The 24,991-nt window shown below is 37.3% G+C and carries 22 protein-coding genes; 15 read left to right on the top strand and 7 right to left on the bottom strand.

Going from position 1 to position 24,991, the window contains the following annotated elements; translation table 11 throughout:
• The first annotated feature begins 26 nt into the window (after positions 1-26).
• From MLD65_RS09225 to MLD65_RS09200, 6 genes are all read left to right on the top strand, one after another.
• Positions 27-1,340, top strand: coding sequence for an ABC transporter substrate-binding protein (locus MLD65_RS09225; RefSeq protein ID WP_481748509.1), 1,314 nt, complete (start codon positions 27-29; stop codon positions 1,338-1,340).
• Positions 1,341-1,350: 10 nt separating this feature from the next.
• Entirely contained in the window at positions 1,351-2,787 is a 1,437-nt protein-coding gene (locus MLD65_RS09220; RefSeq protein WP_243291588.1) for a CehA/McbA family metallohydrolase, read from the top strand.
• Positions 2,788-2,803: 16 nt separating this feature from the next.
• Positions 2,804-3,547, top strand: a complete 744-nt coding sequence (locus MLD65_RS09215; protein WP_243291587.1) for an HAD family hydrolase — start codon at positions 2,804-2,806, stop codon at positions 3,545-3,547.
• A 122-nt stretch (positions 3,548-3,669) separates the two neighbouring features.
• Positions 3,670-4,038, top strand: a complete 369-nt coding sequence (locus MLD65_RS09210; protein WP_243291586.1) for a DMT family transporter — start codon at positions 3,670-3,672, stop codon at positions 4,036-4,038.
• 87 nt (positions 4,039-4,125) lie between these two features.
• Positions 4,126-5,487, top strand: coding sequence for a D-serine ammonia-lyase (locus MLD65_RS09205; protein WP_347709284.1), 1,362 nt, complete (start codon positions 4,126-4,128; stop codon positions 5,485-5,487).
• A 122-nt stretch (positions 5,488-5,609) separates the two neighbouring features.
• Positions 5,610-6,725 carry an NAD(P)/FAD-dependent oxidoreductase gene (locus MLD65_RS09200; RefSeq protein ID WP_243291585.1) on the top strand — a complete coding sequence of 372 codons (1,116 nt, stop codon included), beginning with the start codon at positions 5,610-5,612 and terminating at the stop codon, positions 6,723-6,725.
• Positions 6,726-6,930: 205 nt separating this feature from the next.
• Here the strand turns inward: MLD65_RS09200 and MLD65_RS09195 are convergent, their stop codons facing one another.
• The 3 genes from MLD65_RS09195 to MLD65_RS09185 all read right to left on the bottom strand — a co-directional run bounded on the left by MLD65_RS09195 (position 6,931) and on the right by MLD65_RS09185 (position 9,788).
• Complete coding sequence (locus MLD65_RS09195; protein ID WP_243291584.1) at positions 6,931-7,467, bottom strand: helix-turn-helix domain-containing protein; 537 nt, start codon at positions 7,465-7,467, stop codon at positions 6,931-6,933.
• Between the two features lie 88 nt (positions 7,468-7,555).
• Positions 7,556-8,782: a DUF819 family protein gene (locus tag MLD65_RS09190; protein WP_243291583.1), complete on the bottom strand. Its 1,227-nt coding sequence runs from the start codon at positions 8,780-8,782 to the stop codon at positions 7,556-7,558.
• Positions 8,754-9,788 (bottom strand): dipeptidase, encoded by a 1,035-nt coding sequence (locus MLD65_RS09185; protein WP_243291582.1) that lies wholly within the window; start codon positions 9,786-9,788, stop codon positions 8,754-8,756. The genes MLD65_RS09190 and MLD65_RS09185 overlap by 29 nt, the downstream gene beginning before the upstream one ends.
• Positions 9,789-10,015: 227 nt before the next feature.
• Here MLD65_RS09185 and MLD65_RS09180 point away from each other — a divergent pair, with 227 nt between their 5' ends.
• The 3 genes from MLD65_RS09180 (at position 10,016) to MLD65_RS09170 (ending at position 14,529) form a co-directional block, all read left to right on the top strand.
• A complete protein-coding gene (locus tag MLD65_RS09180) occupies positions 10,016-11,104 on the top strand; it encodes an NAD(P)H-dependent flavin oxidoreductase (RefSeq protein WP_243291647.1) in 1,089 nt (362 codons plus the stop codon).
• Between the two features lie 373 nt (positions 11,105-11,477).
• Positions 11,478-14,216, top strand: a complete 2,739-nt coding sequence (locus MLD65_RS09175; RefSeq protein ID WP_243291581.1) for a GTPase domain-containing protein — start codon at positions 11,478-11,480, stop codon at positions 14,214-14,216.
• 175 nt (positions 14,217-14,391) lie between these two features.
• Positions 14,392-14,529, top strand: coding sequence for a hypothetical protein (locus tag MLD65_RS09170; protein ID WP_243291580.1), 138 nt, complete (start codon positions 14,392-14,394; stop codon positions 14,527-14,529).
• Between the two features lie 111 nt (positions 14,530-14,640).
• Here the strand turns inward: MLD65_RS09170 and MLD65_RS09165 are convergent, their stop codons facing one another.
• Together MLD65_RS09165 and MLD65_RS09160 are read right to left on the bottom strand one after the other, a co-directional pair.
• The gene (locus tag MLD65_RS09165) at positions 14,641-15,522 is read right to left on the bottom strand and encodes an RNA polymerase sigma-70 factor (RefSeq protein ID WP_243291579.1); all 882 of its coding nucleotides are present in this window, start codon (positions 15,520-15,522) and stop codon (positions 14,641-14,643) included.
• Positions 15,522-16,805, bottom strand: a complete 1,284-nt coding sequence (locus tag MLD65_RS09160) for a phytoene desaturase family protein (RefSeq protein ID WP_243291578.1) — start codon at positions 16,803-16,805, stop codon at positions 15,522-15,524. The genes MLD65_RS09165 and MLD65_RS09160 overlap by 1 nt, the downstream gene beginning before the upstream one ends.
• A gap of 468 nt (positions 16,806-17,273) precedes the next feature.
• Between MLD65_RS09160 and MLD65_RS09155 the strand changes: the two genes are divergently transcribed.
• From MLD65_RS09155 to MLD65_RS09130, 6 genes are all read left to right on the top strand, one after another.
• Entirely contained in the window at positions 17,274-17,990 is a 717-nt protein-coding gene (locus MLD65_RS09155; RefSeq protein WP_243291577.1) for a 5-formyltetrahydrofolate cyclo-ligase, read from the top strand.
• Between the two features lie 161 nt (positions 17,991-18,151).
• Positions 18,152-18,916: a DODA-type extradiol aromatic ring-opening family dioxygenase gene (locus MLD65_RS09150; RefSeq protein WP_243291576.1), complete on the top strand. Its 765-nt coding sequence runs from the start codon at positions 18,152-18,154 to the stop codon at positions 18,914-18,916.
• A gap of 15 nt (positions 18,917-18,931) precedes the next feature.
• On the top strand, positions 18,932-19,678 hold the full coding sequence (locus tag MLD65_RS09145; RefSeq protein ID WP_243291575.1) for a GTP cyclohydrolase II: 747 nt from the start codon (positions 18,932-18,934) through the stop codon (positions 19,676-19,678).
• Positions 19,678-20,781: a bifunctional diaminohydroxyphosphoribosylaminopyrimidine deaminase/5-amino-6-(5-phosphoribosylamino)uracil reductase RibD gene (ribD, locus tag MLD65_RS09140; protein WP_243291574.1), complete on the top strand. Its 1,104-nt coding sequence runs from the start codon at positions 19,678-19,680 to the stop codon at positions 20,779-20,781. Before MLD65_RS09145 ends, ribD begins: the two co-directional genes overlap by 1 nt.
• 392 nt (positions 20,782-21,173) lie before the next feature.
• Positions 21,174-22,631: an alanine/glycine:cation symporter family protein gene (locus MLD65_RS09135; protein ID WP_243291573.1), complete on the top strand. Its 1,458-nt coding sequence runs from the start codon at positions 21,174-21,176 to the stop codon at positions 22,629-22,631.
• A 406-nt stretch (positions 22,632-23,037) separates the two neighbouring features.
• Positions 23,038-23,748 carry a TerC family protein gene (locus tag MLD65_RS09130; protein WP_243291572.1) on the top strand — a complete coding sequence of 237 codons (711 nt, stop codon included), beginning with the start codon at positions 23,038-23,040 and terminating at the stop codon, positions 23,746-23,748.
• A 49-nt stretch (positions 23,749-23,797) separates the two neighbouring features.
• Here MLD65_RS09130 and MLD65_RS09125 read toward each other — a convergent pair whose 3' ends face one another.
• The gene (locus MLD65_RS09125) at positions 23,798-23,983 is read right to left on the bottom strand and encodes a hypothetical protein (protein ID WP_243291571.1); all 186 of its coding nucleotides are present in this window, start codon (positions 23,981-23,983) and stop codon (positions 23,798-23,800) included.
• Between the two features lie 252 nt (positions 23,984-24,235).
• On the bottom strand, positions 24,236-24,694 hold the full coding sequence (locus MLD65_RS09120) for an SRPBCC family protein (protein ID WP_243291570.1): 459 nt from the start codon (positions 24,692-24,694) through the stop codon (positions 24,236-24,238).
• Positions 24,695-24,991: the final 297 nt, after the last annotated feature.

Below are 24,991 nucleotides of genomic sequence, written 5' to 3'. Positions count from 1 at the left end.
AACATCATCCTAAGGAGGAAAACGAAATGAACGTATTCAAAAAATCGATGTCGCTATTTGCACTCATTCTTATCGTGATGACGGCATTATTTGGTTGTTCTTTTAGCCAATCTTCTGAATCAAGCGCAAGTGGAAGCTCAAATGGACCAATCGAGATTGAGTTTTGGTATGGGCTTGGTGGAAATTTAGGAGATAATGTCGAGCGAATTATTCAAGAGTTTAATGAGAGTCAAGACGAAGTGATTGTAAAAGGTGTAGCACAAGGGAATTATGATGAGACATTCCAAAAGCTTCAAGCGAGTATTGCAGCGAAAAATGTACCAGCTGCCGTATTACTTGATGATGGAACGGTTAATGCACTTGGAAACAAAGGTGTATTAGCACCAATGGATGAATTCATTTCAGCTGATGAAAATTTCAACAAAGAAGATATGCTTGAATCTTTTTATAAGCAAGGAACAGTAAATGGCAAACAAGTGGCACTACCTTTATATGGGACAACACAAGTTATGTACTACCGTAAAGATCTTTTTGAAGAGTTAGACATTTCACCTGATGTTTTAAATACGTGGGAAGACTTAGGTGAAGCAGCTGCAAAAATTAAAGAAGAAAAAGGAATTTACGGTTGGATGCCGATGTGGGGTTCAGGAAATTTAATGGACGCGGCTTTAAGTAATGGAGCAAGCTTTTTAAGTGAAGATGGTAAGACGGTTACGATTGATTCACCAGAATGGGTAGACGCTTGGGAATTTTTCCATAAAAACATTCATGAAGATAAAACAATGGCGATTAACCATGGTGGAGAAGGGTGGGCTTATTGGTATAAAACGATTGATGATGTCCTCCAAGATCGTGCAGCAGGATATACAGGTTCTTCTGGAGACCAAGGCGATTTAGACTTTACAAAAGTAGCTGCACATCCGCAGCCAGGTTGGGAAAATCATAAAGCAGCTCCAATTGCGGAGGCAAAGCTTGCGGCAATTCCAGCTTTAGCACCGAAAGAACAACAAGAAGCAGCCTATCAATTCATTAAATTCTTTAACAGCCCTGAAAAAACAGCAGATTGGTCGATGAATACAGGATATATTGCCGTTCGTAAATCTGCTACAGAAGTAGAAGAATTTAAGAAATTCGCAGAAGAAAATCCACAAATTTTAGTGCCAATAAAACAAGCTGAAACAGCGTCAACTCCTTTCATTGATCCAACTGGAGGGAAAATTTTAGATGCGCTTTCGAAAGCGGCTGATAAAGTAGAGGTCGAAGGAGTTCCTGCAAAAGAAGCATTAAAAGAGGCAAAAGAAGAAGCACAGCGTGAACTTAATAAAGTGTTGAACAAGTGAGGTGTAAAGAATGACAACTATTCATCTGAATGAAGTAAAGGGTGTTTTTAACACACCCTTTACGTTTCAAACGATTCATATTTCCAAGCCGTGTAAATGGCTGAAAATTCATTTTGAAAAAGAAGAAAAAGGTTGGTGTGAGTTGCGTATTGCCGATCCAAAAGGAGTCGTAAGAGCCCAAGCCTTATTATTAAATGAACGAATCGAAATGGTTATTAGTGATCATTACGAGACATCAAGCTACTCTACTGTTCCGGGGCCTATTCAAGAAGGTGAGTGGCGTATGGAAATGATTTCGATGAAGTCGATTCCGTTTACCTATCATGTCGAGATTGGTAATAATGAATTGCCTTCACTCTTTCCTTATGAAATAGAGGCATTTGTCAGCAATCAATATGAAGGAGAATTTGCGTTAAAGGCATGGAACCCAAATGAAGAAGTGCAATCAGAAACTAAATGGTATAAAGGAGATTTTCATACACATACGAATCTTTCAGATGGAAAGTTAACGGTCGAAGAGGGAATGGAATCGGCTCGCCATATGGGTTTAGACTTTTTCGTTGCTACCGATCATAATATTATTCCGACGAAATGGTTGAAAAGTGATATTCTAGTCATACCAGGAGTCGAAATTACTTCTACAAAGGGGCACTTCAATGCACTTGGTGTTCAAAAATGGGTCGATTGGCGACCTTATGGTGAGGATGGAGGCATGGAATCCGAGAAAGGGATGAATCGGATATTGAAAGACGTAAAGGATGCTTCTGGTGTTCGCTCGATCAATCACCCAATGCTAAAGCCATGGGACTGGCAATTTACTGAAACGCTTCTTGAAGAGGTAGATGTTATCGAAATTTGGAATGACCCAACTTTCAAAGATAATCCAAAAGCAACAGAAGAAGTTCTTCACTTATGGAACAAACTATTAAATGATGGTTATCGAATTGCTGGAATTGGTGGATCTGATTCGCATATGCGCCCAACGGAAAAGTACCCAGGTGCTACTGTTCCTTCTTTAATTGGAGACCCAGCCACGTATGTTTGGGCAGAAGGTTTGTCAGCATCTTCTATATTAAATGGGATTAAGCGTGGAAGTGTATATGTTACTAGATTTATTGATTTAAAGCTAGATATTCGCAGTGATGATCGTGAAGTGTTACTAGGATCTGAGATTGAAGACGATTCGATCGTTCAGTTTACGATAGAGCTGGAAAAGTGGGGAGAAGAATGTGACATTGTTTGGGTTCAGAATGGCTCCATTCTTCTTAAAGAAACAATCGAGCCGAATAAATCTTATTCGTATACAGCTAATTTTGTAGATAGCGATTTTCAATGGCTCCGGTTTGAAATTAGAAGTAAAAGTGGTGAATTACTCGCATTTTCAAATCCAATTTATAAAGGAAAGAAAACACCTACGATGAAAACATGGGGTGAACTATTAAACTAGTCAGGGGAAGAAGGAATTGAAGATTAAAGGGATTTTATTTGACAAAGATGGCACCATTTTAAAGTTTCACGGGCTATGGCCCCAAGTGCTAAAACAATTAGTGAAAAATATATGCAACCGTTATCGTGTTAAAAACGAAGCAGAACTTACCCATCAATTGTTATCGAGCATTGGTGTAACAGAAACGGAGATTTTACCGAATGGTATTTTTGCCTCTGGTACAACAGATGATATTGCCGAATCGTTTCTAGAAGTATTAAAGAAAAATGACATCATCGAAGAAAAAGAAAGATTAAAACAATACTTGGAAAAAGAGTTAGTTCAGCTCGTAAAAGAACAAAAACATCTTATTTTCCCTACGGCAGATTTACATGATTTGTTTTCGAATTTGAAGAAAAAAGGAATCAAACTCGGGATTGCAACAGCAGATGATTATGACATTACGATGATTTGCTTAAAGGCATTAAATGTAACCGATTATTTCGATTTTATCGGAACGAGCGATTTTTACGAAAAAAAGCCAAGTCCACATATGTTTCAAGTTTTTTGTGAGAAGTTTAATCTTGCGAGTAAAGAAGTGGCAATGGTTGGAGACAATCTCGTCGATATGCAGTTCGCTTCTAATTCACAAGCTGGGCTGAAAGTGGGAGTTCTAACGGGGACAAGCTTGATAGAGGATTTAGCAAATGAAAGCGACTATGTTATTGAACATATCGGGAAACTGTTTGAAAACGGCTCTTTTTTATGGGAGGCATCTTAAAGGCATCGCCAAAAGGCGGTGCTTTTTATAGTATTTTGAATCTTGACCTTGTGTGAGTTTGAGAGTATGAATAAAACGAAGAACAAACTTACAGTGTAATAAATTAAAATGGAGGGATACAAATGGCGTGGATTTTATTAGCAGTGACCATTTTACTTGAAGTTGCTGGAACGATTAGTATGAAATTATCGAACGGGTTAACGAAACTCGTTCCTTCCATTGGCATCTTTGTTTTTTACGGCTTTTGTTTTGCTATTTTTGCACTTGTCGTGAAGAAAATTGACCTTAGTATCGCTTATGCAATATGGTCGGGAGTAGGTACGATGCTCGTTTTTGTAGTCGGTGTACTCGTTTTTAAAGAATCCTTTTCATGGATAAAGCTTTTATCTATTTTACTGATTATTGCAGGGGTCATTGGACTTAAAGTATCTGATACAGAGGATGAACCTCATAGTGTAGTTCAACCTGTGCAACAAATAGATGTTGAATAATTTTTAAGCTCCATAAAACGGAATGAAAAATGACGGTATAATAGTTACTGAATAGTGTTACGGTAGCTTATAAAAAGGGGTGAAAATGTGAACGAAAAGACCATTGTAGGAAAAACATTAACCGAATGGAAAGAAAAATACCCTCTATTAGAAAAATTAATGAAAACAGAAGAAGTATTTTGGGCAAATCCAAAGTACGAGAGTTTTGAACAGGCGATCCAACAAATTAACTTGACGGAAGAAGATGTGAAGGATGCAGCATTAAGACTTGAGCGTTTTGCTCCTTATATCGCAAAGGTTTTTCCGGAAACAAAACAAGATGGAGGCATCATCGAATCTCCACTTGTCAAAATTGAAAACATGAGGCATGAACTAGAAAAGATAACACATCAAGATATCGATGGCGAGGTACTGTTAAAATGTGATAGTCACCTTGCCATCTCTGGTTCCATTAAAGCTAGAGGTGGAATTTATGAAGTATTAAAGCATGCGGAACATTTAGCGATTGAAAATGGATTGCTTTCAATAAAGGATGATTATTCGATTTTAAATAGTGAACGGTTTAAACAATTTTATTCCGACTATTCGATTGCCGTTGGCTCAACAGGTAACCTTGGGCTCAGCATCGGAATAATGAGCGCCGAGCTCGGCTTCAATGTTTACGTGCATATGTCTCAAGATGCGAAGCAATGGAAAAAAGATTTGCTTAGGGAAAAAGGTGTAACGGTCATCGAATACGAATCCGATTATAGTAAGGCGGTAGAAGAAGGGCGTAAACAGGCTGAATCGGATAAAGCGATGTATTTTATCGATGATGAAAACTCGAAAAATTTATTTTTGGGCTATGCAGTTGCAGCAAGCCGTTTAAAGAAGCAGCTTGACGATCTAAATATTGTAGTTGACGAACAACATCCCCTGTTTGTCTATCTTCCATGCGGTGTTGGAGGAGGACCAGGCGGAGTAGCCTTTGGCTTAAAGCTATTGTTTCAAGATCATGTTCATTGCTTCTTTGCGGAACCGACTCACTCACCGTGTATGCTGCTCGGATTAATGACTGGTTTACATGAAAAAATCTCCGTACAAGAAATTGGCATTGATAACATAACGGATGCAGACGGTTTAGCCGTTGGAAGACCTTCTGGCTTTGTCGGAAAAACACTTGAACATCTCATAAGTGGCGTTTACACGGTTTCAGATGAAAAGTTATATACATTGTTAAAGAAAATGATCGATGTAGAAAAAATCAGTTTGGAACCTTCTGCCTTAGCGGGTGTCGCTGGACCTGCTAAGCTTTTCCAATCTGAAAATGGTCGAAATTACATGACTAAAAATAACCTTAAAGATAAAATGAAAAACGCTGTCCACATCGCATGGGCAACAGGTGGCAGTATGGTACCGAAGGACGTTATGGAAGATTATTATCGAAAGGGCGAGGTGTTACTTAAATAATTTGTTCATATGAAAGCAGGGAGAAATGAGTCCCTGCTTTTCATTTTCAGCATCATCATTTGTAACGTGATGAATCTTTGTTAAAATATCGAAAGAGACTTCAAGAAGAAAAGGTGTTTGTCATGAATCATTATATTGTCGTAGGTGCAGGAATTTTAGGAGCTTCAACTGCTTATCATTTAGCTAGAAGAGGTGTAAAGGTAACGATTGTCGATAGAAACGATTCGGGTCAAGCAACGGATGCAGCGGCTGGAATTGTTTGTCCATGGCTTTCGCAAAGACGAAACAAAGCTTGGTATCGTTTAGCCAAGGGTGGAGCGAAGTACTATCCAACATTAATCGAATGTTTAAAAGAAGACGGGGAAGAAGAAACAGGTTATCAACGTGTTGGAGCCATTAGTCTTCATACCGATGAGAAAAAGCTAGAAAAAATGCGTGAAAGAGTATTAAAACGAAGAGAAGAAGCACCTGAGATTGGGGAGATTACTCGTCTATCTAAAGAAGAGACGAAAGCTTTATTCCCACCATTAGCTGATGAATACTTTTCACTACATGTTAGTGGAGCAGCTCGTGTCAATGGGAGAGCGTTAAGAGAAGCATTACTTCGAGCTGTAAAAAAAAGAGGCGCTCAATTTTACGATGGTGAAGCTGAGCTTGTTTCTGATCAACAACAAATAAAAGGTGTAAAGGTAAATGATGAGTTTATTGAAGGAGATCAAGTCATCGTTACAGCAGGTGCTTGGGCGAAAGAACTCTTTTCACCTTTAGGTCTTCATTTCCTCGTCTCTCCGCAAAAAGCGCAAATTGTTCATTTACATGTGCCGGAGATGAATACGAATGATTGGCCTGTTGTGATGCCACCTAACAACCAATATTTGCTTGCCTTTGAAGATGGTCGCATCGTAGTAGGAGCAACGCATGAAGATGATGTAGGCTTTGATTTACGTGTGACAGCGGGTGGACTAGAAGAAGTGTTAACAAAAGCATTAACAGTTGCTCCAGGATTAAAAGAAAGTACAGTTGTAGAAACTCGGGTCGGGTTCCGACCGTTTACACCAGGATTTTTACCTGTGTTTGGGCATGCCCCAAACTACAAAAATCTCATCGTTGCAAACGGTCTTGGAGCTTCAGGGCTAACAGCAGGTCCTTATGTAGGATTAGAAATCGCAAAACTTGCATTAGGGGAAGAAACAGAATTAAATCCAAGTGACTATGATATCGCACAAGCGTTTGAATAATTATTGATCTCCCTTAAGAAATGCACAAAAGCCTTGATCACCCTCGGGCAAAAATGTTCTTCATCCAATAAAGGCGCTCCTTGCTTTTATTGGATGACTTCGAGGGGGGAGGCACTGGAGCTAGACACCGAAGACCTCATTAACCCTAGTGAATTTTCTTACATGATATACATTCTGATAGTAGAACAAAAAACAGGACGCTCCGTTACAAAACGCGTCCTGTCATCGCCCATATGGATATAGCGGTTTCATTTGAATGGTTAAAGAATCGATGGGGAACGGTACTTTTAAAGCGAATCGAATCCCCTTCGTTTAAAATATATTCTTCATCACCTAGAATGACGGTCATATTCCCTTTTAACATATAGCCACATTCTTCACCAGTATGCTCAACGAGTTGTTGATCTTCTTGACCTGGTTCTAGATGAATCATAATCATTTCAATACTGCCCTCTGTAATGGGGGTTAACAATTGATATTTAGAATGGGATGTAGGAAATAATAGCGTCTTCCGCTCATCTTTTCGAATAATATGAGTAGAATGCTCATCGTTTCCTAAAAGAGAGGAAATCGATACGTCTAAGCCTTTGCATAGCTTATAAAGAGTAGTTAAAGTTGGGTCTGTCACTTTTCGTTCAATTTGGCTAATCATACTCACACTAACACCCGACTTTTCTGCCAACTCTTTTAAAGATAGTTTTTGAGCTGTTCGTAACATTCGGATTTTTGCACCATCAAACATATAATCTCCCTCTGTTTATTTTTTAAGATATTATATCATACAATGAAACCCGGAATTGGTAACAATGCCGGGTTTCAAAATGTATTACTTATAGCATACTAGAAAACCAAAACCCAAGTAATGTTCCAACATAGTTCCCAATAATATACCCAAGCGTTCCAACTACCATGATTGGCCCCACTAAGTTTTTCCATCCTTTAGCGATTGCTAAAGCAGCAGCTGTTGTAGGGCCTCCGATATTTGCGTTACTAGCTACAATGACATCCTCAAGATTCGCTTTTAATAACTTTCCAGCAGTGAGAGAGATCAACAGATTCATCGTAGCGATAATAAAGACAAACACTAATAATAACGGTGCATTTTGAATAATAAGTGGAATGGAGGCCGGTATTCCGATCACAACGAAGAATAAATAAATTAAGTATGTTCCGACTTCTTGACTTCCATTCAACTTTTCAAAATAACGTGGGAATAGTGCCAACGTAATAAACGTGATCGTTGTGAGCAATAAATACTTATCTCCTAATAGCCCGTTCAACAGATTCATCATAATAGAAGCGTTTTCTCCTGAAGGGATAGTGGTATCTAAAAACTGTGCAATCTTAAATGAAATGATGACAAGTAAAAAGGCAGTCCCAACGGATAAGGCAATATCTTTTAAAGAAATTTCTTTTCTTTTCCAAAAGCTTTCGGCTAACGTTTTTCCTTCTTCAGAATGGCTCCCGCTTTCTACTTCAAGAATGTGAGGAGTGCTAAAGCTTTTTTTGAAAAACGAGATGGCTGGGATCATCATGAGAATAACAAAGTAAATAGCCATCATTAAATTATCAGCGACGACAGAAGCAGAAACCATTTCACCTGGTAATTCAAATTTGGCTGCCATCGCCGCAAAGTTAACGCCACCACCAATATAAGAGGCACTCATCATCGCACCAATTTTATCGAGATACGGAATATGGTCTTTTAATAAAAAGAAGCTAATAATGGTCCCAGCTACTGTTCCAATTGAGCTTAGTAGAAAGATAATGAGTAATTTACCACTTTCTCTCCATATTCTTCCGATGTTAACATGAAATAGAAGCAGTGGTATGGCTAGCGGAACAATAACGCCCCAAATCGAATCATAAACAGGCGATTCTGTTGGGATAATTTTTGTGTTTGATAAAATAATGGCACCAATTAAGGCGATAATGGCACCTGAAATTTTCGATGCCCAGTTATACCTTTGTTCTAAGAATATACTTACGGATGCCCATACAACAATGATTCCCCATAATGTTAACGTATCATCTGCTTGAATAAGTGTTTGACTCAATTTTGTTAACTCCCCTTTTATCACTAAATTTTTTTATATATTGATTAGCATTTTGAAAGCTAATCATTTCTAACTCTTTCGTTGTAAACCCTCTTTTACTCATTTGATCCAGAAGATGAGGGATTTTGGATGTATCCTCTAAGTCTTTTGTATATGTAGGAAATCCTGTCCCTAAACGGTAAGGTGTTAAATAGTCTACAAAATCAAACCCGAAGGCAACGTGCTCCGGTCCAACAAGGTAGGAAATATAGATGGCATGGTCAATAAATCTATCAACAGTTGGTGCTTCATGATCTACAAATGCTCCGTAACTGTTTAACCCAATAATTCCACCATTTTCAGCAATGGCTTTTATTTGTTCGTCGGTTAAATTTCGCTCATGCTGGCAGATCGTTTTTGCGTTGCTATGTGAGGCCATGATTGGGCGATTGCTCGTATGATATATATCCCAAAAGCTTGTTTCATCTATGTGGGAAACATCTATAATCCAGCCATGCTCGTTTGCTTTTTGAACAGCGATTCTGCCATCATTCGTTAGCCCCTCGTCTTTCCGCGGAATCGATGCACCTGTGCCAGTGGCTAAAAAATTGTGCTCATTCCATGCGAAGATAGAGTGGATGAAGTTACATTGATGAAGGGATTTGAAGGCGTTTTCAATTTTTGAAGCATTCGTCTCCCCTTCCCATCCTTCCATGAAACTAAGCCCTTCAAGTCCTAAATAAATTTGAATTTTTTCAGAATCACTCGATTGATGCAGGCATGAACCATAAACACTTGCATATTGAGAATCTAGTAAATCATTCATTACATGTTTAAATAATGTTAGAAAACGATTATATGGTTGACTGCGAAATATTGGTTCTACCCAAAAAACGCAAATGATCGACTCAATACCACCTTCTTTAAGCTTTGGATAATGAATTCGATCAAAAACATTATTCTCACCAAGATTTTTTCTCCATGCTATATCTGTAAATAAGTCTGAATGTAAATCAAAAACTTTCAAGACAAATCCTCCTGTAATGATTACGTTATATTGTAATTCTTTTAATATAGTACAATGTAATATTACGAAAGTCAAAATAATTCTGAATATATTTTATGCCGACATAGAATGCTCTTTTCTTTTCATGGTATAATCTAGAAAAAACTACCTTTGTGTTTCAATACTCTCAATCATTTTTGCGTTTTATGTTCGTTTTTAAATTAATTAATAAACGGTAGGTGGAAATGATGTGGAATCGTACGACTGTATCGAACAGGCTGTCTATTCAATACCCGATTATTCAAGCTGGAATGGCGGGAGGAATTACGACACCTGAGCTTGTTAGTGCTGTTTCAAATGCAGGTGGTTTAGGGATGGTTGGAGCCGGTTATATGACACCGGAACAACTAGAGTCAGATATTCGGAAAATAAAAGAATTGACCGAGCTGCCTTTTGGCGTCAATCTTTTTGTTCCGGAAAGTCCTTCTGTCACTGATACTCAACTAGAAGAAGCAACGGCTTTACTAGAACCATTCAGACAGCAATTAGGGATAAAAAATGACCCTCAAAAACTGAACGTGAATTCGAACATTTTTGATGAGCAACTGCAAATCATTTTAAAATACAACGTTCCAGTCTGTAGTTTTACATTTGGGATTCCGCCAAAAGAAGTAATACAAGAATTAAAACGTTACGGGGTCGTCGTAATCGGAACAGCCACAACAGTTCAAGAAACTATTTTAAATGAAGAAGCTGGAATGGATATGATCGTTGCGCAAGGAAGTGAAGCAGGAGGCCATCGGGGCAGTTTTTGCGAGTCATTTGAACAGGCGATGATCGGAACGATGTCGCTCATTCCACAAACTGTAGACAATACGTCAATCCCTGTCATTGCAGCTGGCGGGATTATGGATGCAAGAGGCATCCTCTCATCTCTTATTCTAGGAGCAGGTGCTGTTCAAATGGGCACTGCATTTGTTACCTCTATCGAAAGTGGGGCTCATGATTTATACAAACAAACGATTATAAACAGTACCGAAGAAAAAACAGTCGTCACGTCAACCTTCAGTGGGAAGCCGGCTAGAGGGATTATGAATGATTTTGTGCTAAAAATGAAGGAGCATGAGTCCGCATTGCCTCCTTATCCAATACAAAATCAATTGACCCAGCCGATTCGAAAAGAAGCAGCTAAACAAAAACGAGCTGAATTTATGTCGCTTTGGTGCGGACAATCCCCAAGGCTTAGCCAATTTATACACGCAGCTGAACTGATTGACAATCTCGTTTCTGACGTTGATGCACTGATTCGTGTACAACGTTTAAATACATTCGATTAAACACATGTATAAAGGACTAGATTATAGAGAACATTTCTCCTTTCCTATCACCTAGTTGTTTCTATATTTTTCAAATTTATAAGCTGTCTGTCTTAGTTAAAACGATTGAATTAGCCTTTGAAATAGAAATGAAATTTTACAGAGAATTTTTTCTGCTAGAATAGACAAATAGATTAGAGCGAAAAGTATCCTTGGACCCTTTTTATCCCACTCTTAACGGGCAGTAAGACCCCCACCTCAAGATTCTGTAGTAAAGCAAAGAAGATAGGTGGGGGACAACTGCCCATAAAGGTCCGATTGGTTCAACTAACATTCAGTGGAGGATGAAAAACCCCCCCACTGAATGAAGTTTCACTTTATATGACGGAGGCAAATGATGATACAAGAAAACAGGTTGATTGAAAAGACATATTATGAAACGTTATTAACAGAGGATGACAATATTCATCCTATTGATGAACTTGGTCAAGCATATTATGAAGAGCAAAAAAATGAAGTGTATGATTTATCTTACATTCGCTATGCACAAGGTGAAGTCTATTACCATTGCAAAGACTTTGAAACGGCTATTTTTAAGTGGGGAAATATTGAAAATGAACTTGAGCCATGGGCAAAAAAGAATATTGGAGATGCTTATTATGAGTTAGGGTTTTTGTCCTCTGCAGAAGAAGTTTATACATCCATTCAAACGGAACATCAAGTGTTACAAATAGAAGTGGCGTTACAATTATTTTCTCTTTATGTAAAAAGAAACAAGCGTGAACTTGCTTATGAAGAGATTGAAAAAGCGATTCGTCTTGATCCGGATTATCCGAACGTAACGGCTATCGCGAAAGGTTTTTACGAAGATCAAGAAGATTGGGAGAAGGCTGTACAACTGGCGATTCAAGAAGCTGTTCGGACAGAGGATTTAGAGTGGTTTTCGACTGTCAATCGTTATGTAGAAAACGGCTATATTGGACGTTTTAATCCAGAAGCTTTTTATTCACTACTGATATGCGTATACCGCGTTGATCGCCGTCATTTCATTAAAATGACATCATTGCTTTGGGATCATTTTCGCCAGCGTGATGATGCGTATCTTGAATGGGTACGTACCGTAAACGATATCTTTTTAAATATAGAAGTAGAATTATATGACGCATGGCATCATATTTCGGCACTCTATCAAAACACATACAATGAATTAACAGAAGGTGCTTTTTCAACAAAAGACCTTACAAATGTCATGCCTAACTTGCTAGGTAATTGGTTGAAAGTTTCAACGACCAAGGGAGCATTGCCGGTAGCTGCTGCTATTCTTGCATGGCATGATGTTTTTCCATCTTCCATCAGCGATAACATTGTGGAGGAAGCGGAACATTTGCTATCTCAAGTAAGAGAAGAAAGTATAACACTAGAGGAAACGATTCAGCTATTTAGCCAAATTGAGAAATGGGCAGAAAACAACCATCTTGAAATCGGTTTTAAATTGAAATGGCTTGTTCACCAAATAGCACATTCTAATGAAAAGCATATCGTTGTTGCGGGACTAGATGGTAGTGGAAAATCTACGTTTATTCAATCACTTATAGGCGAAAAACTATGGAATGATACAGAATCAAATCTTTTATTCATTCAACATCGTGATGAAAAAAGCATAACTGAAATTTCCAATAGTGGTGAGCGATCTTTAACGGATTGTTTAGAGAATAGTAGCAACCACCATTTTCTAGATATAAAGCTTCCTTCGCCAATATTACATAGACTAGGCTGCCGTTTAATAGATACACCAGGTTTACATGATGATGTATTAAGTGCAAAAGAATATTTTGAGTTTTTCGCATTAGCAGATGGTATTTTATTTGTATTAGATGCGACACAATTGTTTTCAGAACGGGAAATGAATATGCTGTCCGAAATGCAACAATTTGTGGATGGAATTCCTATTCATTTTTTAATAACGAAAATGGATGAAATCGATAGCGGATACGATAGTGAAATGATTATAAAGAACATACAGGAAAAAGTGGAACTTCTGTACCCAGGTGCTACCGTTTTCCCATACTCTTCAGTAAAAGCGGTGAGCATGCAACAAAATGACCTTATTTCCTTTATCGAAAAGCATTTCCAAACAAACAAAGGAAAAGAAGACAGAAACCGCTCCGAGCAACTTCTTAAAACCATACGCCAGGTAGTATCGAAATTGGCCAGTCAGCGTGTAGAAATGGAAAAAAGGTTGACAAAATCAATTGAAAAAAATCGTGATATTTTTGATCGGTTAAATGGATTTAAAAATCGCATACTTGATATAGAAAGGGAAAGTATTGATGCGTCCTCACAGTCGTATAAGCAACTAATACTTGATATGAAAGCTACGATGAAAAAAGAAATTCCACGGCTATTGCACGAAAGTTCTAGTATTGTGAGTGAAGATAGTGACTTTAAGCGACTGCATCTTGAGTTGAATGAGAAGATGAACGAGAAGATTCAATTATATCTTCAAGAAGAATTTCTTCCTACTATGAAAGAACATTTAAACAGTTGGCTTGATGTCGTTAAAGAGCAATTAACGGACATACAAGACGATTTTCATGAAATGAGTCGAACATTTAATGCTTTATTTGAAGAGGATCGCTTACTGCTTTCGTGTGATTTCCAAGTGCTTGAGGATTGGCAAAGAGATATATCTCGGATGACATCAAGGTCTTACATCGAAAAAGAAAACTTCATGTTGCGTTTAAATCCTACTCAATTTTTATTAAAGAGTGCTGGCAAACTATTAGGAGCCTTGCCACAAAACAAAACGCTTCTGGCAAACCAGTATAAAAAATATTTAGAACGTGAAAGCTTTTCAGAAGTAACAACGTCCGTTGTCAATAAGTTCTTTTTACCATTCGAAATGTTTGAACGCGCAATTGAACAAGATTTAGTGAGTTTTTTCGAAAAGCCACAAGAAAACGTAACAAATGTAATCCATGAAACAAAGGAAGAAGTTGAAAAATGTGAAATGTCACTATACGACATGAACGAGCATGTAGAAGCCTTTGAAGAGCCACTAACACTTATTAACGTAAAATTACGTCAATATGAATGGATGAAAAAAGAAGATAGAGCTCTTTCTTATAGCTAATAAAAAACACGTCCTTTGGGCGTGTTTTTGAACATTAAGGAATATTTTTCTTGGAAAAAAGAATTATATAAAAGAGCTGCTGATTTCTAAGATTTTTTGGAAGTAAGGCAAAAATTCTTAAGATGGTGGCTTTTTGTCCATTTTGATGCAAGTTCTACGAAGGGAGGATAAACCAATGACAAACCGTAATAACAATCGAAATCAACCGCATACTGGGGGAAGTAAGACAGCTGATACAGAATTTGGAACAGAGTTTGCGCAAAGTAAAAAAGCAAGGAAAAGAGCGGCAAGAGACAGAAAAAATAATGACTAATAATAAAAATGGATAACCATAACTTGTAGAATGGTTATCCATTTTTTAAATGTAAATCCTTTGGAAATTGTGATTGATCTTTTCCTTCTATATAAAATTAGAATATAACTCCTATACTTCAAAGAATAGCTTTGCTGTTTTCAACTTATCAGGATTCATCGTCATATAAATTTCGATAATTTTATCATGACTAATATAAAAGCTGACGGTACTATGAATGGTACCGTTTATATAATTAACGAGTGAGGGCTGACCATTGATATTTTTAATCTCATAATAATAATCTTCTGCAACCTTGTTTCCTACACCGGTTAAAAATAAGAAAACATTTGGACGTGATACAATTGGACGAACAGCAGCTTTCACTTTCCCGCCACCATCTGAGTAAAGTGTAACGTCTTCTGATAAAAGTTCCAGCAAGTCATTAGTATTTTGCATTTGAAAGGCATGGATAAACCGATTGACCATTGATTTATTTTTCTCATAGTGTAAGCTCTCGTTCTCTACAGCTGAGATTTTTTGCTTTGCCCGACTGAATAGCTTGCGGCAGTTGTCCTCATTCTTTTCTACGATTTTGGCAATCTCTACATAAGAAAAGTCGAATCCTTCTCTTAACAGTAAAACAGCACGTTCATGAGGAGTTAGATGCTCCATCATTCGTAAATACGCAATACTTAGTCCTTCTTTTTGCAAGAGAACTTCTGAAGGATTACTATCATCAGATTCCTCCATCATTAATGGCTCAGGATTCCATGGACCAATATACTGTTCTCGTTTTTTCCTCGCTGACTTTAATAAATCAAGACAACGATTGGTCATCATTTTACAAAGATAAGCTTTTTTATTTTCAACTTTTTGCTCCTTGATTTGGTAGGCACGTAAAAAAGTTTCTTGCACAAGATCTTCAGCATCCGTTACCGATCCCAGCATTCGATAACCTAATGAGAATAACAAAGGCTTGTAGATTTGATAATCTTCATTACTGATTTGCACTAGACCACCTCATTTTTTCGGATGATTTCTTTAGCTGCTCGTTTTCCGCTCTCGACCGCTCCTTCAGATAAAATAGAATTCGGTGATGCCCAGTCACCGGCTATAAATAATCCAGGAATATGAGTTTCTGACTGACAAAATTCTTTTTCATCCCCTACTTGTGGCAAACGATGATTCACGTTTATTTTAGGTAAACATCGACTTGTCACTACATACTTACGCCAACCTGGCTGTACCGTGTCTAGAAACTTTTCAAGGTTGGCTTTTTCCATTCGCACATCTACTTTCTCGTCAGGGTGATGATATTTAAGTACGTGAAGAATCGTACTCTGTCCATCTATCGAGAGTTGTGCATAATTTGAATGGACAGAATAATAGAACGGTTCGGTAATCCCCATGGCAAATAACCGTTTCGGATTAGGGAGTTTTTTTAATGCAACATCTAACGTTGCGGCTTTTATAGGCTTTATTTGTTCGAATAATTTCCGCTGTGGATGCGGAGATGATTCAGGTAACATTTTGTTCAATTCATAAGGGGCTCCTGTAAAAAGTACTTGTTTCGATTGGATGATATCGTTAGTTGATAGAATCAATTGAAATGGATCGGATTCGTTTTTAACAATTTGTTTCACATTTGATTCCGTTTGGATTTGAACACCTGAGATAACCGCTTGATTGTGGAGTTGATCAATGATTGTTTGCCATCCGCCATCTAAATAGATCACACCTCCCATTGAATACTGTATGTGAGAGACAATCACTTTTGCACTAACTTTCTCAGGTGCATGGCAGTATGTTGCTAACCTGCCCATAATATATAATAATGCCTGAACTTTTTCGGATTTGGCTGTCTGCTGAACCCACTGTTGAAACGTGAGTGTAGCAAAGTCATCCGGCTCGGAGTTTTTTATTTTTACCATTGAGGAGATCCATTCTAAACGTTCTTTCCAAGTTAAGAACCTCGTCGCGAATATCCCCAGTGGTGAGAAAGGCGCTGTATACATATTTTTATTTTCTATTAAAAGGCCCCCTAGTTTAGGAGCTTTCCCCTCAAAGGTTATACATAACTCTTCGAGGATATGTCTTGCTTTTCCTCTTTGATAAAAAGCATGAGGACCTAAGTTAAAGTACTGCTCATGAATAATATCTGTTCTAGCACGTCCTCCAACCTTTTTTGCTTTTTCTAAAATTAACACATTAAAATTCGTTTTCGCTAAATAATTTGCCGCAACGTAACCAGCTAATCCGCCCCCAATAATCACGACATCCCATGTTTGTGCCATTAAAAATAACCTCCTAATTTTTCGTTCGCAATCAAGACGATCAAGAAGGGGGATATGTGACAGCGATTGGTGAAATTAGGATAAAAAAGCAACTTGGATTTCTATCAAAACTCTCTTACTAATTGAAAGTGTGATGTGCGATAAATCGAAACGATCAGTCCAATATACAATTGCCAAATACCGAGGGTCCTTTGTCTAGTCTCGGTTTTAAATCATAGTGATGGAAAAAGTCGAGAAAGTGATGAAAAATATGAGTAAACCGATAATTAAATGTGAGAAATCGGTAAATAAACATGAGAAAATGATGAAAAAACCTCAAACTTTTGTTCGTTTTACATTTTAATAATATTGATTAAATCTTATCAGATAAAGAATGAAAAACAGTATACATCAAAAATCCTCGGCCATGCCAGCCGGGGATTTTTGATATAATGAATCGAGAGAATTCATTAAAAGGAGTATCAATACATGAATGAAAAAGATACCATTCGTCATCGAGTGTGGAATACATTAACAAACGAAAAGCTTGGAAGGTTCCCGTTTCCATTAAAAAAAAGGATTCCAAACTTTAAAGGAGCGGAGCAAGCGGCACACCATGTAACGACATTACCCATTTATCAAAAAGCAAAAGCAATAAAAGTGAACCCAGATGCCCCGCAGCTACCACTTCGAACACAAATATTAATTGATGGAAAAATATTGCTTGTCCCTACACCTCGCCTTCGTGCAGGGTTTATCGTTGTAAAACCAGAGTGGGTTCCAAAAGGAGAAGAACGAAAAGCTGCAAGTATTAAGCATATGCGTACATACGGAAAAGAAGTTTCATTAACAGACATTCCCTCAATTGACTTATTTGTAGCTGGCTCTGTTGCGGTTACAAAAGACGGTAAGCGAATTGGAAAGGGAGAGGGGTATTCGGATCGTGAATATGCGATTTTACTTGAACTTGGACACCCACATATGCCTGTAATTTCAACCGTACACTCCGTTCAAGTAGTAGATGAAGATGTTCCGAAAGACCCATATGATTTAATTGTTGATTGGGTTGTCACAGAAAAAGGATGCTTACAAACGAACTCCCCATACGATAAACCAAGCGGTATCCTATGGGAAAAAGTAACAGAAGAAGAACGAAATGAAATGCCTGTTTTAAACGAGTTATATCAATTAAAAAAGGATAAATGATAGCCAATTTAAAAGGATCATCTCCAATCATTCATTTATCGTTAAGAAAATTTAAAATCAAATATCTTTAATTCGAGACAAAAATCTTGTACAATGAAATTAGGTTTTTTAAAAAAGTATGATCGTTCATGATTTAGTAAAATCCAAAAGGAGTGTTATAAATGGTTCCATCCTTATTTTTAGCTCACGGTTCACCTATGATTGCTGTGCAAGATAATTTGTATACACGTTTTTTAACAAAGCTTGGGTCTTCCTTTCAGCCTAAAGCAATCGTTCTATTTACCGCTCATTGGGAAAGTGAAGTTTTAACGATTTCATCCCGTGATGACATATATGAAACAATTCATGATTTTTATGGATTTCCAGATGAGCTCTTTGAAGTTCAATACCCGGCAAAAGGTTCTTCTGAAGTAGCCAAAATCGTTCAGTCTCGACTTGAACAAAGTGGGATTAAAACGAAGCTTGATACAACGAGAGGATTAGACCATGGTTCTTGGACGATTTTAAAGCATTTGTATCCTGAAGCAAATATACCTATTGTCCCAGTATCTGTTAACCCTTTCTTAACAGCAGGTGAGCAATTCCAAATAGGGAAAGCATTAAAAGGTTTAGGAGAAGAAGATATTTTAGTGATCGGAAGTGGAGCCACAATCCATAATTTGCGAGATTTGAAATGGGGCCAGACAAGTCCGGAGCGTTGGTCGGTGGAGTTTGATGATTGGCTCATTCAACATATTGTCGAAAAAAACGAGGAAAAACTTACTCAGTATGAAGAGTTGGCGCCACATGTGAAACGGGCAGTTCCAAGACCTGAGCATTTTGTTCCTTTATTTATAGCGATGGGGAGCGGAGCATTGGAGACTCCTGTTGCAATTTTTCGGGAATATGAGATGGGAACATTAAGTTATTTAAGTTTTCAATTTTAATGAGGAGTCGTTTAAATGAAAGATAAAGTAATTCATAATGAAGTAGTGACAATTTTAGAAAATAAAATTCAACGCATTCAAACAAATGGTGAAGTCATTTATGTAGTAGGACCTGTTCGACTACCAATCAATCTAGATGGGGAGACTGTCATTTTTAGTTGGTATAATTGGCTGAAAACCGATAAAGTAGTAAAAGATACTCGTACTCTTATTCATCAACTTTCATCTATGAACCTTGCTGATGCACAGCAATCAAGCGTATTAGTGTACGGAGACTTTGAACATAGTGAAAACGCGCTTGTCCGTATGCATTCCATTTGTCATACAGGAGATATTTTTGGTAGTAAGCGATGTGATTGTGGGTTCCAATTGAAACAATCATTAAAAATGATTGTTGAGCACGGTACAGGTGCCCTCTTTTATTTAGCTAACCATGAAGGAAGAGGCATCGGTTTATTTTCAAAAGCGATGGCGTATGTTCTGCAAGAAAACGGGTATGATACTGTGGATGCGAATGTCCATCTTGGGTTTGAAGATGATGTAAGAGATTATCGTGAAGCGATCACAGTGATGAAGACTCTTCGCAAAAAGCCAGTTACCCTTATTACAAACAATCCAAAAAAATTAAAAGCTTTACGTAATGAAGGGATGAATATCGCTGGAAGAATGTCTTTATGGGGCGATGTATCCGAATTTAACGAAAAATATTTAACAACAAAAGTTGAACGCTCAGGGCATTTAGGAGAGGAGGTGCTTGTTTAATGGCAAGTCACGATTTTTACATGCAGCTTGCTCTTGAAAATGCACGTGCTATGAAAGGTCAAACGGATCCAAACCCGTTAGTAGGTGCAGTTTTAGTAAATGACAATCGTATTGTAGGAATTGGTGCTCATTTAAAAGCGGGAGAACCACATGCAGAAATACATGCTTTAAAAATGGCTGGTGATAAAGCGAAAGGAAGTACAGCGTATGTAACGCTAGAACCTTGTTCCCATTTTGGCAGAACAGGTCCATGTGCGGTAGCACTTGTACAAGCAGGAGTGAAAAAAGTCGTTATTGCAACATTAGACCCTAACCCAATGGTTTCAGGGCGTGGTGTCAAAATATTAGAAGAAGCAGGGATTAATGTTACAGTTGGTGTGTGTGAAGAAGAAGCGAAAAAAATGAATGAAGTGTTTAACAAATATATTATAAATAAGATTCCGTTTGTTACGATGAAAGCAGGAAGTACATTAGATGGGAAAATCGCAACGGTAACATCAGACAGTAAATGGATTACATCTGAACAATCTCGTAGCGATGTGCATCAGCTTCGTCATGAACATCAAGCGATACTTGTCGGTGCCAACACGGTTATAAAAGACAATCCGCACTTAACAGCGAGAATTCCAAATGGGCGAAACCCTCTACGAGTCGTAATGGATTCCACACTGCGAATTCCAATTGAGTCCCATGTTGTGACTGACGAACAAGCAGAAACATGGGTTTTTACCAGTAAATCCTATGATCCAAGTAAAAAAGAGGAGCTTGAAAAACAAGGCGTAAAGGTCTTTATTACAAACGAAGAAAAAAGAGTGAAACCGTTAGACGTTTTAAAAATACTAGGAGAACATTCGATTTCTTCATTATTTATAGAAGGTGGCGGTGAAATTCACGCATCCTTTTTAGCAGGAGGGTTCGTTGATAAAGTTGTGCTATATATTGCTCCGAAATTAGTCGGTGGAAAAGGTGCCCCAAGTTTTTTAGGGGGAGAAGGTGTTCTAAAAATGGCGGATGCCATTGAGCTTGATCAAATGGAAATTCTAACAATTGGAAAAGATATAAAAATTACTGGATATCCGGTATATAAAAAGGTAAAAAGCTGAACTTTAGCCGTTCAGCTTTTTATTTTGAGATCGAAAAAAGAGTAAAAACTCCCAATAATAATTTTACCTATAATCCTAATACTTCAAGAAGAAAGAGAATAGAATTTTAAACACATCCTTCATTGTATACCTCGACAATTACACCTTGTTGAATTTTTGTACTTCTAAAGATAGACTTTCAAGGAACTATGATATGACTTAAAGAGAAATAAGAGCATTTTTTTCATTTCATTTAAAAGGAAATGAATTTGGAAAGTTAATAAATATTTTAGTATACTAATTGGTTAAAATTTCATTAATAAAAAAATCCTATTTGATTATTGTAGAATACTTAACGATCATTTATAATTCTAAATAGGGGTAAAATTCAGACAATTAAAAGGAGGAAAAAGATGGAGCAATTTATCAACAATCTTGTAAGCATTTTATGGAGCCAGCCGATGTTATACTTAGTGCTTGGTGCAGGACTTTTCTTTTCTATTATTACTCGTTTTTTACAAGTGCGCTTAGTTAAGGACATGATTGTTCAAATGTTTAAAGGAAAAAGCTCGGAAGCTGGAGTATCTTCGTTTCAAGCTTTATCCATCGCACTTTCAGGTCGTGTAGGTACTGGTAATATTGCAGGTACTGCGACTGCAATTGCCTTTGGGGGACCGGGTGCTGTTTTTTGGATGTGGATGATTGCCTTTATCGGCGCAGGGAGTGCGTATGTCGAATCCACGTTAGCGCAAATTTATAAAGTGAAGCAAGATGGTGAATACCGCGGGGGACCAGCTTACTTTATTGAAAAGGGAATTGGATGGAAATGGTATGGAGTGATTTTCGCGTTTGCGGCCCTTTTAGCGATGTCTTTATTAATGCCGGGTATTCAATCGAATTCGATTGCGATAGGGTTAGAAAATGCGTTTGACATTAGCCCAACTGTTACGGGTATTATACTTGTCGCTCTTTTAGGTTTCATTATTTTTGGCGGGGTTAAACGTATTGCACATGTTGCTCAATTCGTTGTACCATTCATGGCACTAGGGTACGTACTTTTATCCATTATCATTGTATTCATGAATATTACGGAATTACCAGGCGTGATTCGACTAATATTTGAAAGCGCTTTCGCTATTGATTCTGCATTCGGTGGAATTGTCGGTTTGGCTATTTCTTGGGGAATCAAGCGCGGGGTTTATTCAAATGAAGCAGGACAAGGTACAGGACCTCACGCTGCAGCCGCTGCCGAAGTTTCTCACCCAGTAAAACAAGGCTTAGTTCAAGCGTTCTCTGTTTATATTGATACAATTTTAGTATGTTCAGCAACCGCATTCATGATTTTATTTACAGGCATGTATAATGTAGAAAAACCCGATGGAACGTTTCTAGTAAACAACTTAGCGGGTGTTGAAGCAGGACCTGGCTATACGCAAGCTGCCATTGAAACGATTTTACCAGGATTTGGTGCAGGTTTTGTTGCCGTAGCTTTATTCTTCTTTGCCTTTACAACGATTATGGCATATTACTATATTGCAGAAACAAATATTGCATATTTAACTCGTGGAAGAAACAGCAAATGGCCGATGTTTGCTTTAAAACTCGTTTTATTAGCTGCAACGTTTTATGGAGCGGTTAAAACAGCGAACTTAGCATGGGCACTTGGTGATATTGGCTTAGGACTTATGGTCTGGCTGAACATTTTTGCCATCTTAATTTTAACTAAGCCGGCCATCCTAGCTCTAAAAGATTATGAAGAACAAAAGCGTCAAGGATTAGATCCAGTCTTTAACCCTGAAAAACTTGGAATTAAAAATGCAGATTATTGGGTTGAGGAATACAATAAAGATAAAAAACAAGATGTGATTTAATTTGATCAAACTTGAAAGCAGTCTCCATAATGGAGGCTGTTTTTTGTCTCTAAATGCACACAGTCTCGTTAAAATTTAAGTGATGAAAAAAATAGAGAAAGTGATGGAAAAACTGGAGGAAGTGAAGAAAAAATTTGAGAAAGTGATAGAAAAACTGGAGAAATGATGAAAAAAATAGAGAAAGCGGTAAATAAACAGGAAGAAGTGATGAAAAAACCTTAGAAAGTGATAAATAAAAAATGGGTATGATCAGAAAAAGATGGGTACTAAACCATAATTAGTGAGCTTTCTACTTATCATTACATAATGTTGGGTTTGATTTCAAAAAGAATAATAGATAAACTATTGATTAGGTTAAAAAATAAAAAGATTTTTAGATATACAGGAGTTAAAGGAGCGAAGTCGATTGGACTTTATTCAAGTTTTAGGATTGGCTGTGTCCACTGGTGGAATCATTGCTTTACTAAAAATTATTGCGATTGATATTATTTTATCTGGGGACAATGCGGTTGTAATTGCAATGGCGACACGTAATCTTCCGGAAGACCAACAAAATAAAGCTATTGTACTTGGAACGGCTGGAGCTGTATTACTTCGAATTTTATTTGCAACGATCATCGTTTATTTATTAAAAATACCTTTTGTTACAATGGTCGGAGGTATTCTCTTATTATGGATTGCCTACAAAGTTTTAGTAGGAGAAGAAGAAGCAGCGAATATCCGATCTCAACGTAATTTAGCGAAAGCGATTCAAACCATTATCCTTGCTGATGCTGTCATGAGTTTAGATAATGTCATTGCTGTAGCAGGAGCGGCTCATGGAAACATTGGGATGATTGCATTAGGTGTATTCATCAGTATTCCGATCATCATATTTGGTTCAAAACTAATTGTTCGTTTAATGGAAAAATATAGCTGGATTGCATATGCTGGTTCTGCTATTTTAGCTTGGACAGCTGGTGAAATGATTATAGGAGACAAACATTTACAAAACGTGTTAACCATTCATGGTCCAATGGAATATATAATAATGGGTGTATTAACCATTATCGTTTTAGCTGCAGGGTATGTAAAAACAAAACAAAACAGTGAAAAAAGTATGAAGCAAACAGCATAAACAAAAAAACGTTTGGGGAAACCCAAACGTTTTTTTATGATCCCCACAATTAAGTGATTAAGAATGCGACAATTCCGATACATATTACCCCAAGGGCAACATAAATAAGTGTTAAATTCGTCACATTTCGTTTTGTCGCAGAATGGTAGTCCTTATCACCTTTTCCAGAGAGAGCGAGCGTCAAAATTAAACCTACCAACAATATTAAAACAGCAATAATTCCTAATAATTTCATTTACTGTCTCCCTAAAAATCGTAATGGAAAAACATTGACATTTACATTTATTATAAATGATAGCGTTTTAATAGCAATGGAGATATTGTGAACTTTTGAAAATTGATGAATATTCTAATTGAGTTTTTCCTTAAAGAGGAAAGGAGGTAGCGTTTGTGAACAAACGATAAAATTCCCATCTCATTGAAGTGAGACGGGAATTATTACCGTTTTTCGACTTGAATTTTATGTTGTATAAATGTAAACCTATCCTTACTGAACCGTCGCATCTTCTTCTGCTACTTTTTTAACTCGTTCCACAAATTCAACAACGACTTTGTCACTTGCAAACATAACGAATAATTTAATGAACCATTTTAACGGCTTGTTCGTTGCTGTGTATATAAGTTTTGTCCGACTTTCATCTAGCTTAGTTAGCTCATATTTGGCTGTAATGTCAAACATGTTTGCGAGATTAAAGCCTACCTTTAGCTTTTTAAAAGTGGGGTTGTTTTCGTATTCGTGTGTGATAACATCATATTCCATCATACGTTTACCTTCTCTATACTTTTGACGATAAACAGAGCCTACGATTTCTTCTGTTACATGAACCGGTTCATGTTCAACCACTTGAGGCATAATTTTTTGCATGTTTTCGAGTGATCCATCAAATAGGTCCCAAACTTGTTCGATCGGTGCGCGAATGTCAATTTCTTTTGTCCACGTTTGCATTCATTTCCACCTTTAACATTATTTGTTCGTATTTTTATTATAACAAATAAATGTTGTTTTCTACATAGCTAGAAGGATTTTGAGGAATGAGCGCTTTGCTATTGAAGAAAAATGATTTTATGTATCCCTTCTTTCTTTTCGTTAAAAAAATATACACAATAGGTGGTTTCTCATGTAGAAAATATCCACAAGAATGAACTAGAAGGAGAGAAGGATAAACACGTTTATCCACAAAAATCTGAATTTGCAGAATATTTATTCACAATAATTGTGCATAATTTGTGTATGAAAGGTCAT

It is taken from the genome of Bacillus sp. FJAT-47783 (assembly GCF_022808615.1).
Lineage (GTDB): Bacteria > Bacillota > Bacilli > Bacillales > Aeribacillaceae > Bacillus_BZ.
Note: the sequence above shows the minus strand (reverse complement) of the source record. Positions and strands in the feature narration are given on the sequence as shown.